Here is a 12882-nt window from a genome sequence, read left to right on the forward strand (position 1 = left end):
ACAGTGGTTTTCGTGTCGTTTCGGGGACTTACTGTTGCGGTTCGTACCAGGTCTCAAGACCGGACTGGAGCTTTGCGCCCAGAGCTTCGGGGGTCTCGGTGCCTTTGATCGCTGCGGCGGATGCGCCCCAGGTCTCATTTTCGAGGTTCGGCGTGCCACGCGACAGGATCTGGTAGGTGGAGCGGATGGTGCTTTCGCACTCGCCACGCCAGCTGACGAATTCCTTCGCAAGCGGGTCGTCCAGTTCAACCGGAGCATTGGACAGCGGGAAGAAGCCCGGCAGCGCGTTGCCGAAGATGTCGGCAAACTCGGGCGAGGCCACCCATGTCAGGAACGCCTTGGCCGCTTCGGGATGCTCGGTCGAGGCGTTCATGCCGATCCCGATGTCGGTGTGATCGGAGATGTAGCAGGTGTCGCCTGCGGATTTGACCGGAGCCTTAAAGGCACCCATCTCGAAATCAGCCTGCGTGTTGAAGCCGGAGATTTCCCAGCTGCCTGCCGGATAGATCGCCGCGCGGCCCAGTGTGAACAGGTTCTGGCTGTCGGGATAGGTCTGTGCCTCGTAGCCGTCGCCCAGATAGTCCGCCCATTTGGCGAGCGTTTCAAAAGGCGCAACCCACTGTTCGTCGGTGAGCTTCTGTTCGCCTGCGAGCAGGGCTTTGCGGCCTTCTTCGCCTTTCCAGTAGTTCGGGCCGATGTTGTTATAGCCCATGGTGGCGGCTTCCCACTGGTCGTTGGTGCCCATCGCCATCGGGATATAGGTGCCGTCTTCCTTGATTTTCTCAAGCGCGGCAAAGAATTCGTCTTCGGTTGCGGGAACCTCAAGGCCGAGCTCTTCAAAGGCTTCTTTGTTGTAGATGAAGCCGTGGATCACGGAGGCCATCGGCACGCAGAAGCTCGCGGAGCCATCGTCGGTTTGCCATGCGGATTTCGCAACATCGGAGAAGTTGCTCATCGCGTCCATATCATCAAGCGCGGCAAGGTGGCCCGCCTCATAGAGCGCGAGGGAAGCGTCAAACGGGCGGCAGGTGATCAGATCACCTGCGGAGCCTGCGTCCAGCTTGGAGTTCAGAACCGCGTTATATTCGGTCGGCGCGCTGGGGGTGAATTTCACCTTGATGCCGGGGTGGGCCGCTTCAAACGCGGGGATGATCTTGTCCTGCCACAGGGTCAGGTCGTCATTGCGCCAGCTTTCGACGGTGAGGGTGACATCCTCGGCCAAAGCGGATGTGGCAACCAGAGCGGTGCCCGCAAGCGCGGCCAACATAAACTTACTTTTCATGGGTCTTCCTCCTATTGGAATGGATTTATTGTTGTTTTTCTTATGTGTTGAGCGACGAGAGCGCTGGGCGCAGCTTGCCGCCTGTCGTCTCCAGACGCGCGTTGGCGTCCGCGAGGTCTGTTGCGCCAGCCGCAATCAGGATGGCGCATTTCAAATTGCCGCCTGCGGCCTCGATGGCGGCATTGGCGGTGTCGTCGGTGGCACCGGTGATGCGGGTCACGATCTGGCGGGCGCGGATGCGCAGTTTGATATTGTCTGCGCGCAGGTTGATCATCATGCCGTCGTGGACATGACCAAGATCGACCGCCATCAGGGTCGACAGCATATTGAGTGCGATCTTCTGGGCGGTGCCGGCCCCCATGCGGGTGGAGCCGGAGATCACCTCTGGCGGGGTTTGCAGCAGGACCGCGTGATCGGCGATGTCCAGCAGCGCCGACCCGGCGTTGTTGGCGATGCCGATGACACAGGCGCCGCGCGCCTTTGCGAGCTTTGCGCCTGCAACCGTATAAGGCGTGGTGCCGCTGGCAGAGACGCCAATCAGCACATCATCCGGGCCGATCTCTGCGAGGGCGCGTTCCAACTCTGCGGTTTCGTCCTCGGTGCCGCCGGGCATCTCGACCCCGGTGGGCATGCCGCCGGCCATATGGATGCGCAGTTGCGCCGCGGGGATCGAAAACGTGCCGCCCAGTTCAAGGGCGTCGGCCGCGGCCATCAGGCCCGAAGATCCGGCGGCGGCGTAATGCAATGTGCCGCCCGCGCGGATGGCCCGCGCCATGGCCAAAGCGCCAGCGCAAATGGCTTCTGTCGCGGCAAGAGGGGATTGAGACGCATCGTGTTGCGCATGGGCCAAAATCTCTGCCACCTCAGCCAATGGGCGGGCGTCCAGATCTTTGGCGTTTTCGTGCAATTGTTCCGTGGCAGCGGTCGACACGTGATTCCCTCCAGATTTGAATCAACAATACCCATTTGATACCTTTTGTCTACCATTACGTGCTGAAACCGCGATTTGGCCTGCAAAAATTCCGGTTTCTCCGATATTTCCGGTTTTTCTCCCGGTGTTGGTTCTGTTTCTGTCTTCCAAAAATCGATTTGGTATCGTAATGGTATTCTCATGACGGACACATTGAAAACCTCTGTTCTGGCTCTCGATGGTGGCGGCACACGGTGTCGGCTGGCGCTATCCGATGGGGATTCGGTGATCACGGTAGAGACCGGCTCGGCGAATATTTCTACCGATATGGCGGGGGCTGTGGCGCAGGTGCGCGACGGTCTTGACCAACTGGCTGAAACGACAGGCCATAGCGCTGCGGCACTGGCCATGTGCCCGGTTTATATCGGAATTGCCGGGGTGACGGGCGCGCAGATCGCCGAGCGGTTCTCGGATGCGCTGCCTTTTCAGCTGGTGCGCGTGACCGATGATCGCCCCACCGCACTCAGTGGCGCATTGGGCGGCAGTGATGGACTCATTGCCCATTGTGGCACCGGGTCGTTCTTTGCCGCGCAGATCGAAGAGCAAAGCCGATTCGCAGGTGGCTGGGGGTCGGTGCTTGGCGATCCGGCATCGGCTCAATGGGTGGGGCGACGCGCGCTGGCCTGCACGCTTGAGGAAGTGGATCGCCTGCGCGAGTCCTCGGAACTGGGGGCGCAGCTTCTGGAGCGGTTTGGCGGCTCGGCAGAGATTGTCGCCTTTGCGGTCAAGGCGCGGCCTGCGGATTTTGGCCGGGTGGCCCCGGATGTCACCGCCTTTGCTGCCAAAGGCGACCCGCTGGCGGTAGAGATCCTGACGGATGCCGCGCATGAGATCGCCACGACGCTACATAAGATGGGGTGGAAAGCCGGATTGCCGCTGTGCCTGACCGGCGGGATTGCACCGCAGTTCCTGCCCTATCTGCCACCGGCCATGCAGGAAGCCTGCATCGCGCCACGGGGCACACCGCTCGACGGGGCGATTACGCTGGCGCATGAGTTCGCATGGGAGGTGCGGGATGACCATCACTGAATTCCTGAAACCCGACATCTGGTTCGATCAGGGCGCAGGACCGCGCTATGTGCAGCTGCGCCGCCGCCTCGAAGAGGCCATCCAGTCCGGTGTGCTGCCCCCCAACAGCTCCTTGCCACCCGAGCGCGAGATTGCCGAAATCACCGATCTGTCGCGCGTCACCGTGCGCAAGGCCATGCATGAGCTGGTGCAGCAAGGGGCGATCGAACAGCGACAGGGGTCTGGGTCTTTTGTACGCGAAAGCACCGCGCGGGTTGAACAATCGCTGCGCCATCTGACGTCCTTTACCGAGGATATGCAGCAACGCGGGTTGGAGACCACCTCGAAATGGCTGGAGCGTGGCGTCTTCCTGCCCACCGAAGAAGAGGTCTCTGTGTTAGGGCTGGGCGCTGAGGACTCGGTGGCCCGGATCTATCGTCTGCGGGAAGCGGGCGGTCAGCCCATGGCGCTGGAGCGCGCGGCTTTGCCGCTCAGTATTTTGCCGAACCCGCTGGAGGTGACCACCTCGCTTTATGCAACGCTTGGGGTGATCGGCCACCGCCCGGTGCGCGCGATCCAGAAAATCTCTGCCATCAATCTGGAATCGACGGAGGCAGACCTGTTGAACGTGGCCGAAGGCACCGCCGGGCTGCGCATTCAGCGTCTGTCTTTCCTCGAAGATGGCCGGGTCGCGGAACTGACGCGCTCGCTTTATCGCGGTGACGCCTATGACTTCGTCGCGGAGTTGCAACTGTCGGGCTGAGCCTCAGCCGTTGCGACCTGCCTTACTCCTACTTTCCCTTAATGACTGATCTGCCCAGTGAAAGGTTTTGAACCATGAACGCTCCTCAAACGCAGATGCGCCGTGAAATCAACGAAATCCCCGACGCGGTCGAGCGTCTTCTGAGCGAAGGCGTGGGCGCGGTGACGGCCACCGCCGCTGAAATCCGTGACCTCGCCCCGAGCTATCTGTTGTCGGTGGCGCGCGGCTCCTCGGATCACGCCTCGACCTATCTGAAATACGCCAGCGAATTGCTCTTGGGCCTGCCGATGGCGTCGGTGGGACCGTCGGTGAAATCCATCTACGGGGTCGATCTGAACTGCGCGGGCGCGCTGAGCATTTCGGTGTCGCAGTCGGGCAAAAGCCCGGACATCGTGCAACTGACCTCCGCCTTCCGCGACAAGGGGGCCTATACGGTTGCGATCACCAATGACGCGACCTCGCCACTGGCGGAGGCCTCGGCGGCGGTGCTGCCCATCCACGCGGGCCCCGAGCTGAGTGTTGCGGCCACCAAGACATTTGTCACCTCGCTGGTGGCGGGGCTTTGGTTGCTGGCTGAAATCAAACAGGACGCAGAGCTGTTGGATGCGATCCGCAAACTGCCCGGACATCTGGCCAAGGCAAAGGATTGCGATTGGAGCGCGGCGGTTGAGGCCATCGACGGTCAGTCGCTTTATACGCTGGGGCGTGGGCCAAGCTGGGCGATCTCCAACGAGGCGGCGCTGAAGTTCAAGGAAACCTGCCAGATCCACGCCGAGAGCTATTCTGCGGCGGAGGTGCTGCATGGTCCGGTGTCGATCGTGGGTGAAAATTTCCCGGTGATTGCCTTTGCCGCGGCTGATGCGGCAGAGGAAAGCGTTGGCGACATGGTGCAGGCGCTCGCGGATAAGGGCGCGCATGTCTTTGCCACTACGGATAAGGCCAAAGGCGCAGAAGTTCTGCCGCATGTGCGCACCGATCACTGGATCACCGATCCGATTTCATCGATTGTGTCTTTTTACGGCATGGTTGATGCCGTTGCGGCGCGGCGTGGGCTGAACCCGGATGCACCGCGCCACCTCAACAAGGTTACGGAAACCGTATGATGCAACGGCTGATTACCTTTCTGGGCGGGCCGATCTTTGACGGCAAACGCCTGCGGCAAGGCTATGCAGCACAGTTTCGCGCAGGTCAGCTCGCGAAGATGGTGCCGCTGACGGAGTTGGGCGAGCGCGGCGATATGATCGATCTGGGCGGCGATATCCTGTCGCCCGGCTATGTCGACCTGCAGGTGAATGGCGGCGGTGGTGTGATGTTGGGCGATGCGCCGAACGTCGAGACGATTGCGACAATTTGCGATGCGCATCGCAGTCTGGGGGCGACCACGATCCTGCCAACGCTGATCACGGATACCGCCGAGAAGACCCGCGCGACGCTGAAGGCCGGGATTGATGCCCATGAGGCCGGGGTGCGTGGCTTTGGCGGTTTGCATCTGGAAGGGCCGCATCTGTCGGTCGCGCGCAAGGGGGCGCATGACGCAGCCTTGATCCGTCCGATGGAGGAGAGCGACCTGAGCGCGATCTGCGAGGCGGCGGCCCTGCTGCCCAAGCTCAAGGTCACGATTGCACCGGAGAATGTCACGCCTGAACAGGTGACGCGGATGGTGGAGGCGGGCGTTCTGGTCTCGCTTGGCCATACAGATGCGCCCTTTGACACCTGTGTCGCCTATGCCAAGGCGGGCGCGGGTTGTGCGACCCATTTGTTCAACGCGATGAGCCAGTTGGGCAATCGCGCACCGGGTCTGGTGGGGGCGGTGCTGGACACCGCAGAGCTGTCGGCGGGTTTGATTGCGGATGGTATCCATGTGCACCCCGCCAGCCTTCGCGCGGCGTGGCTGGCCAAACGGCGCGGGCCGGGGCGGATTTTCCTTGTCTCTGACGCCATGGCGGTTGCGGGCACGGCGGATAGCGAGTTCCGTCTGGAAGGACGCCGGATCACCCGGAGCGAAGGGCGGTTGTGCTTGTCTGATGGCACCTTGGCCGGGGCGGATCTGGATCTGACCACGGCGCTCAGGGTTCTGACCAGCCAATGCGGTGTGTCCCTGGATGAAGCGCTGGAGGCGGCGACCTCGATCCCGGCGGCGTTGATCGATGCGCCGGTGGATCTGAGGCTGCCGGGGCAGATGTTGACGGATATGATCCGCATCAAATCCGATCTGAGCGCGGCGTCACCCGTGATTGGCTAAAGGTTTGCCAAAGTGCATGGCCGGGCGCATGGGCGTGCGGCTACGCCACCCTTTTGCAATCACTCGGTTATGCGTATACCCGGTTATGCGACGACCCGGTGCGGATGCGTATAGAGGGCAAAGCGCCCACCGCGTGTTGACGCCGCAAGGGTCATGCCTGCGTGATCTGCCAGCCGCACCGCATGCGAGGTCGGTGCGGAGACGGCGATAATCATGCCCGACCCCACTTCTGCCGCCTTTTGCACCAGATCCACCGAGATCCGCGACGTCATCACGAAGGCACCGCTGGCCGGGTCGATCCCTTGTCGCAGCAGCGCGCCGATGAGTTTGTCGAGCGCATTGTGACGCCCCACATCCTCGCGCACCGCAATCAGGCCATGATCCGGGCAGAGAAACCCTGCGGCATGTACCGCGCGGCATTGATCGTGCAAGGGCTGGTGGCGGGCGAGGTCACTGGGTGCGGCGGCAATCGCCGCAGCTCGAAACCGGAGCGCCACATCCGACACATCACGCGGATGGCGCAGCGCTTGTTCCAGACTGTCGATACCGCACAGACCACAGCCAATGGGACCGGCCATGGCGCGGCGGCGGCTGGCTATCGCGGCACCGCGATCCTCGCGCAGCCAGAACCGCGCCTCGATGCCACTGTCATGCGCAACCTGTTCAAACTCGCGCACATCGTCAAAGCTGGTGATGAACCCTTCGGTGCGGGCAAAGCCAAAGGCGAAATCCTCAATGTCGGAGGGGCTGGCCATCATCACGGCGGCGCTGGAGCCGTCAAACACCATGGCAACTGGCGTTTCCTCGGCTAGGTCTCGGCTGTGGGGCGCGACCTCATCCGCCGAGACGATCAGCCCTTCGTGGCGATGCGCGGTGAAATGCGCAGGGGCCGTGGGATGGCGCAGCGGCGCGGTCATGAGGCGTACTCCTTCGCTGTGCCTGCCGCGCTCAGGTGGGCGTTGTTGTCAGTATCATCGCAGGCCCGCTCCAACGTGGCGCGGCCGGTATCGCTGAGTTGGTAGAACAGGCGCTGGGATTTATCGCCCCGGCTTTCGACCGTCAGCAGATCGTGTTCATGGGCCAAAAGCGTGCATTCACGCAGCACCAGCGCATGGGCAAGGCCGAACTTGCGCGCAAAACTGCGGCTGTCATGCGCGATCCCCAAATGCGCCGCTGTCATCAGACCGGCCCCGAGGGGAGAGAGCGCCTCAGGGTGGTCGGCGACCAGTGCCTCGATGAGCGCCATCATGCGGGCGTCTCGCTGGGGCGAAAGGTGACGGGCACGGATTTGGACGCAGGCGTAAAGCTTTTGTCGCCAAAGACCTGATGCGGCACCAGCACGTTAAGCTCTGGATAGTAGCCCGCAACACAGCCCTTGGGGATGTCATAGGCCACCAGACGGAACCCCGGCGCGATGCGGTCCACGTCATCCTCGTGCAGGCCCACCACATCCATGACATCACCGGGCTCAGCATCCAGTGCGGCGATGTCATCGGGGTGCATAAAGACTACGTTGCGTTCGCCGTAAACGCCGCGATAGCGGTCATCCATGCCGTAGACGGTGGTGTTGTATTGATCGTGCGAGCGGAAGGTTTGCAGCACAAATTGCCGGTTTTCGCCACGTAGGTTCTGCCATTCAGTCTGCTCGGGCAGCGGATCGGCAGAGAAGGTCGCGCGCCCGGCGGGGGTGTTCCATTCGCGCTCTGATGCGCTATTGCGCAGATGGAAGCCGCGCGGTTTGCGCACCGCCGCGTTGAAATCGCCAAAGATTGGCAGCACGCGGGCGATCAGGTCACGGATCTTGTCGTTGTCTTGGGCGAGCGCATCCCAGTCCACGGTGGTATTGCCAAGTGTGGCGCGGGCAATGCCTGCAACGATCTGCACCTCGGATTTCAGGGTCTTCGCGGCGGGCGGGTTGATCCCGCCGGAGCCATGCACCATCGACATGGAATCCTCGACGGTTACGATCTGGCGCACACCTGCGGCGTTCTTGTCGATCTCGGTGCGGCCCAGACAGGGCAGGATGTAGCTGTGCGTGCCGGGCAGCAAATGACCGTGGTTGAGCTTGGTGGCGATATTCACGGTCAGATCAAGGTTCTGCATCGCTTGTGCGATCAGCGCGCTGTCGGGGGTGGCGCGGGCAAAATTTCCGCCAAGCGCGATAAAGGCGCGCGCGTCGTCGGACAGCATCGCGCCGATCGCCTGCAAGACGTTGTGGCCACGGTCACGCGGCATCGCCACGCCCAGCTCGCGCTCCATCGCATCCAAGAGGGCTGCCGGAGCTTTTTCATTGATGCCGACGGTGCGGTCGCCTTGCACGTTGGAATGGCCGCGCACCGGGCACAGACCTGCGCCCGGACGTCCGACATTGCCGCGCAGGAACATGAAGTTGGCAATCTCGCGGATCATCGGCACCGAATGGCGGTGCTGCGTGATCCCCATCGCCCATGTGGTGATGACGCGATCAGAGGCCAGATAGATCTCTGCCGCCTCTGTGATTTGGTCGCGGCTGAGGCCAGACTGGTCTTCGATCTCGTCCCAAGAAGTGGCGTTCACCGCGTCGCGGTAGGCCTCGAATGCCACGGTGTGCGCGCTCAGGAAGGCGTGGTCCAGCACTGCGGGCTGGCCGGTGGCCTGTGCAGCCTCCTCGGCGGCCAGAACGACTTTGGCCATGCCGCGAAACACTGCCATGTCGCCACCAAGGCGCGGGCGGTAATAGTCGGTCGAGGTTGCCTCGGAGCCGCCGCGGATCATTTCCAGCTTGTTTTGCGGGTCGGCAAAACGGTGCAGGCCCTTTTCCTTGAGGGTGTTGAACACGACCACCCGTGCGCCGCGCTGGGTGGCGGCGCGCAGATCGGCAAGCATGCGCGGGTGGTTGGTGCCGGGGTTCTGACCAACCACAAAGATCGCATCGGCCTTCTCGAAATCCTCCAAAAGCACGGTGCCTTTACCGATGCCGATGGCCTCGGTAAGGGCGACGCCACTGGCCTCGTGGCACATATTGGAGCAATCGGGGAAGTTGTTGGTGCCATAAAGGCGCACGAACATCTGATAAAGAAACGCCGCCTCGTTGCTGGCGCGACCGGAGGTGTAGAACTCCGCCCGGTTGGGATCATCCAGCGCATTGAGGCGCGCGGCGATCCCGGCAAAAGCGTCGTCCCATGTGACCTCGACATAGCGGTCGCTGTCGGCGTCATAGCGCATTGGGTGGGTCAGGCGGCCCTGTTTTTCCAGCGCATAGTCTGACCATGTGCGCAGCTCGCTCACGCTGTGTTCGGCAAAGAATGCGGGCGTCACGCGGTCGCGGGTGGCTTCCCATGCGACGGCCTTGACCCCGTTTTCGCAAAACTCGAAGGAGGAGCCATGTTCGGGGTCGCCCCACGCACAACCGGGGCAGTCAAACCCATCGGGTTGGTTGGCCTTCAGCATGGTGCGCGCACCGGACAGGGGCTTGCCGCTGCCCATCAACTGACGTCCGACGCTCTTGAGTGCGCCCCAGCCACCGGCGGCTGCGGAAGGTGCTTTTTCGGATCCGTTGTTCTGGGTCATGGCTGGGGCCTTGTGACAGGCTCTGGCCGCACCGATGGGTTCCGCCAAGTTGCTAAAACCCGGAGGAATCGCGCCGATGCCGGGCGGAGCGGTTGGAAAATGTAGCGGCTGCGCGCCAAGGGGAAGAGGGGCGCATGGATCGTGTCCCCCTCTTGATGGGCTGTGGATCAAATTCTGTCAACGTATTGAAACCACGTTTGAATTCGTAATTTTTGAAGCCGTGATAAGCGTTTCATATCGTGGATGTATCTATTAAGACTGACCCAAGGTCATTGCGTGAGATCCCACTCAGGCATTTTCCTACGCTGCGTTTGCGCTAGACTCGGCGCGAACGGCTGCCACGGAGATCCATCATGAAGCTGACCGTGAACGGGACCGAATATGAGGTCGATGTCGAACCCGAGATGCCCCTGTTGTGGGTGCTGCGTGATGAGTTGAACATCAAAGGTCCAAAATATGGCTGCGGCATCGCCCAATGCGGGGCCTGCACGGTGCATGTGGACGGGATGGCGGTGCGCTCCTGTCAGTTGCCGGTTGGCGATCTTGAGGGCGAGGTCACCACCATCGAGGGGCTGGGCACGCCCGAGAGCCTGCATGCGGTGCAGGCTGCATGGGTGGCGCATCAGGTGGCGCAATGCGGGTACTGCCAATCGGGCCAGATCATGCAGGCGGCAGCTTTGCTCGATCTGAACCCGGAACCCTCGGATGCAGAGATTGATGCGGTGATGTCGGGGAACCTCTGCCGCTGCGGCACCTATCCTCGTATCCGGGCCGCGATCCATGACACGGCGCAGAAATTGAGCGAGGCCTGAGCCATGAGCCGTGCCGGAAAAATTGCCCGCCGTACATTCCTGATTGGGTCCGCCGCGATTGCCGGGGGCGTGGCCTTTGGCGTCTATATGGCGAAAAAGCCGATCCCCAATCCACTGCTTGATGATCTGAAGGAGGGTGAGGCGGCGATCACGCCCTTTGTGAAGATCGACGCCAATGGCATCACCCTGATCACGCCGCGTGCAGACAAGGGGCAGGGGGCCTATTCCATCCAAGCCTATCTGATCGCCGAGGAACTGGACATCGATCCGGCCACCGTGACGATCTCGCCCGGGATGCCGGGGCAAGCCTATTACAACGCCACGGTGCTGGGCGAGGGCGTGCCAATCCCAGCCTACAAGGAAGGATTTGTGGCCGAGACCCTGCGCGATTTCATGTCGGTCCCGGCCAAGCTGCTCTCGATCCAGATGACCGGCGGGTCGTCCACGGTGCCGGATGGGTTTGACCGGATGCGCATGGCGGGGGCGACAGCGCGGGAAACCCTGAAAGAGGCGGCGGCCCGTCGGGTTGGCGTGGCGCGTGGAGATCTGCGGACCGAGAATGGCGCGGTGATCCTGCCGGATGGCACGTCCATCGCCTATACGGATCTGGCGGCAGAGGCGGCAGAGATTGACCCGGTCACGGATGTGACCCTGCGGCCTGCCTCTGCGTGGCGCTATCTGGGCAAGCCCGACCTGCCGCGTCTGGATATGCTGCGCAAATGCACCGGCACTGAGGTCTACGGCATCGACATGGAATTTCAGGACATGTTGCATGCCACCGTGCGTGCCAACCCTGCCGTTGGCACTGCGGGCGCGCGTGTTGATGCCTCGGCGGCTGAGGGGATGCGCGGGGTGGAGAAAATCCTGCCGGTCAGCAACGGTGTCGGTGTGATTGCAAACAACACCTGGCGCGCGTTTCAGGCGGCAGAGGCGCTAGAGATCGAGTGGAGCGTGCCGGACTATCCCGGCACCTCGGACGGGATATTTGCCGCGCTTGAACAGGCGCTGGACGATCCCGACCGCTATGACCACCGCCAGCGCGATGAGGGCGATGTGGACGCCGCGCTGGAGGCGGGCGATGTCATCGACGCGCGCTATCGCATTCCCTACCTCGCCCATGCGCCGATGGAGCCGATGAACGCGGTGGTGCGGGTGCTGGAGGGGCAGGTGGAAATCTGGACCGGAACCCAGATCCCGCTGTTCATCCGCGACCGCGCCGCCACCATTGCGGGCGTCGCGCCTGAGGCCGTGAACGTCTATGTGCTGCCCATGGGCGGCAGCTTTGGTCACCGGCTGGAGATGACCCATGTGGAGCAGGCGGTGGAGCTGGCGCTGGTGGTGCCGGGTCGGCATCTGAAACTCACATGGAGCCGCGAAGAGGACATGAGCCACGACTACCCACGCCCGGCCTCGGTTGCCGCAGGGCGCGGCAAGGTCGCAGATGGCAAGGTGGTGGCCTTTGATCTTTCTGTTAGTCAATCGGCCATGGCGCCGGAGTGGTTTGGCCGCCTGAGCGGGATGAGCCTGCCGGGCCCCGATGCGACGATCACCACCGGGTCGTGGGATCAGCCGTTTGATATTCCCGATTATCGTGTCACCGGCTATCGCGCGCCGAGCATGGTGCCGGTGTCGTCCTGGCGTTCGGTCGGCGCGTCGGGCAATGGGTTTTACCACGACTGCTTCCTTGATGAGCTGATCCACGCCGCCGGGGCCGATCCGCTGGCCGAACGCATCCGCCTGTGCCTGCATGATCCCTCGCGCAAGGTGCTGGAGGCCGTGGGCGAGATGTCGGGCTGGGATGGTCCCTCTATCGGTGAGGGGCGCGGACGTGGTGTTGGGTTCTGCATGTCCTTTGGGGTGCCCTGTGCACAAATTATCGAGGTCACGCAGACGGAGGCGGGCATTCGCATCGATCAGGTCTTTGTGGCGGTGGATGTGGGCGAGGTGCTTGATCCCACAAACCTAGAGGCGCAGGTCTTTGGCGGGGTGATCTTTGGGCTGGGGCACGCGATGAACTGTGCGCTGACCTATGACGGCCATGCCCCGCTTGAGACCAATTATCACGCCTATGAGGGGATGCGGCTCTATCAGGCCCCTCAGATTGAGGTGCGCGCGCTGAGCAACGGCAGCCGCATCCGGGGTGTGGGAGAGCCGGCTGTGCCGCCTGCTGCCCCGGCGCTGGCCAATGCGATCTTTGCCGCCACCGGGCAACGCATCCGCGAATTGCCGCTGAACAAACATATCAATTTCGTCTGA

Annotated in this window: 11 protein-coding genes; 6 read left to right on the forward strand and 5 right to left on the reverse strand. The window is 62.5% G+C overall.

Annotated elements, in window-relative coordinates:
- Positions 1-28: 28 nt before the first annotated feature.
- Together K529_RS19035 and K529_RS19040 are read right to left on the reverse strand one after the other, a co-directional pair.
- Positions 29-1282: an ABC transporter substrate-binding protein gene (locus tag K529_RS19035; RefSeq protein WP_005650227.1), complete on the reverse strand. Its 1254-nt coding sequence runs from the start codon at positions 1280-1282 to the stop codon at positions 29-31.
- A 40-nt stretch (positions 1283-1322) separates the two neighbouring features.
- The gene (locus K529_RS19040; RefSeq protein WP_046002541.1) at positions 1323-2213 is read right to left on the reverse strand and encodes an N-acetylmuramic acid 6-phosphate etherase; all 891 of its coding nucleotides are present in this window, start codon (positions 2211-2213) and stop codon (positions 1323-1325) included.
- A gap of 180 nt (positions 2214-2393) precedes the next feature.
- On the opposite strand from K529_RS19040, the gene K529_RS19045 reads away from it, so the two are divergent.
- The 4 genes from K529_RS19045 to nagA all read left to right on the forward strand — a co-directional run bounded on the left by K529_RS19045 (position 2394) and on the right by nagA (position 6265).
- Positions 2394-3281 (forward strand): BadF/BadG/BcrA/BcrD ATPase family protein, encoded by an 888-nt coding sequence (locus K529_RS19045; protein ID WP_046002581.1) that lies wholly within the window; start codon positions 2394-2396, stop codon positions 3279-3281.
- Positions 3268-4023 (forward strand): GntR family transcriptional regulator, encoded by a 756-nt coding sequence (locus K529_RS19050; RefSeq protein WP_005648325.1) that lies wholly within the window; start codon positions 3268-3270, stop codon positions 4021-4023. Before K529_RS19045 ends, K529_RS19050 begins: the two co-directional genes overlap by 14 nt.
- 74 nt (positions 4024-4097) lie before the next feature.
- Positions 4098-5126 carry an SIS domain-containing protein gene (locus tag K529_RS19055; RefSeq protein WP_005648329.1) on the forward strand — a complete coding sequence of 343 codons (1029 nt, stop codon included), beginning with the start codon at positions 4098-4100 and terminating at the stop codon, positions 5124-5126.
- Positions 5123-6265, forward strand: a complete 1143-nt coding sequence (nagA, locus tag K529_RS19060; protein WP_052699545.1) for an N-acetylglucosamine-6-phosphate deacetylase — start codon at positions 5123-5125, stop codon at positions 6263-6265. Before K529_RS19055 ends, nagA begins: the two co-directional genes overlap by 4 nt.
- 83 nt (positions 6266-6348) lie before the next feature.
- Here nagA and fdhD read toward each other — a convergent pair whose 3' ends face one another.
- Genes fdhD through K529_RS19075 form a run of 3 tightly spaced genes read right to left on the reverse strand, consistent with a single transcriptional unit; the run spans position 6349 to position 9814 of the window.
- Positions 6349-7182 carry a formate dehydrogenase accessory sulfurtransferase FdhD gene (fdhD, locus tag K529_RS19065; RefSeq protein ID WP_052699544.1) on the reverse strand — a complete coding sequence of 278 codons (834 nt, stop codon included), beginning with the start codon at positions 7180-7182 and terminating at the stop codon, positions 6349-6351.
- Positions 7179-7514: a hypothetical protein gene (locus tag K529_RS19070; RefSeq protein ID WP_065317501.1), complete on the reverse strand. Its 336-nt coding sequence runs from the start codon at positions 7512-7514 to the stop codon at positions 7179-7181. The genes fdhD and K529_RS19070 overlap by 4 nt, the downstream gene beginning before the upstream one ends.
- Complete coding sequence (locus K529_RS19075) at positions 7511-9814, reverse strand: FdhF/YdeP family oxidoreductase (protein WP_046002540.1); 2304 nt, start codon at positions 9812-9814, stop codon at positions 7511-7513. Before K529_RS19075 ends, K529_RS19070 begins: the two co-directional genes overlap by 4 nt.
- A gap of 353 nt (positions 9815-10167) precedes the next feature.
- Between K529_RS19075 and K529_RS19080 the strand changes: the two genes are divergently transcribed.
- Positions 10168-10626, forward strand: coding sequence for a (2Fe-2S)-binding protein (locus K529_RS19080; protein ID WP_005656543.1), 459 nt, complete (start codon positions 10168-10170; stop codon positions 10624-10626).
- 3 nt (positions 10627-10629) lie between these two features.
- Complete coding sequence (locus tag K529_RS19085) at positions 10630-12882, forward strand: xanthine dehydrogenase family protein molybdopterin-binding subunit (RefSeq protein WP_046002539.1); 2253 nt, start codon at positions 10630-10632, stop codon at positions 12880-12882.

Origin of the sequence: Tritonibacter mobilis F1926 (assembly GCF_000376545.2) — a bacterium.
GTDB lineage: Bacteria > Pseudomonadota > Alphaproteobacteria > Rhodobacterales > Rhodobacteraceae > Epibacterium > Epibacterium mobile.

Coding starts and splice junctions, on each gene's coding strand:
- K529_RS19055 (WP_005648329.1), top strand. CDS start 4,098: ATGAACGCTCCTCAAACGCAGATGCGCCGTGAAATCAACGAAATCCCC.
- K529_RS19050 (WP_005648325.1), top strand. CDS start 3,268: ATGACCATCACTGAATTCCTGAAACCCGACATCTGGTTCGATCAGGGC.
- K529_RS19045 (WP_046002581.1), top strand. CDS start 2,394: ATGACGGACACATTGAAAACCTCTGTTCTGGCTCTCGATGGTGGCGGC.
- K529_RS19075 (WP_046002540.1), bottom strand. CDS start 9,814: ATGACCCAGAACAACGGATCCGAAAAAGCACCTTCCGCAGCCGCCGGT.
- K529_RS19070 (WP_065317501.1), bottom strand. CDS start 7,514: ATGATGGCGCTCATCGAGGCACTGGTCGCCGACCACCCTGAGGCGCTC.
- K529_RS19080 (WP_005656543.1), top strand. CDS start 10,168: ATGAAGCTGACCGTGAACGGGACCGAATATGAGGTCGATGTCGAACCC.
- nagA (WP_052699545.1), top strand. CDS start 5,123: ATGATGCAACGGCTGATTACCTTTCTGGGCGGGCCGATCTTTGACGGC.
- K529_RS19035 (WP_005650227.1), bottom strand. CDS start 1,282: ATGAAAAGTAAGTTTATGTTGGCCGCGCTTGCGGGCACCGCTCTGGTT.
- K529_RS19085 (WP_046002539.1), top strand. CDS start 10,630: ATGAGCCGTGCCGGAAAAATTGCCCGCCGTACATTCCTGATTGGGTCC.
- fdhD (WP_052699544.1), bottom strand. CDS start 7,182: ATGACCGCGCCGCTGCGCCATCCCACGGCCCCTGCGCATTTCACCGCG.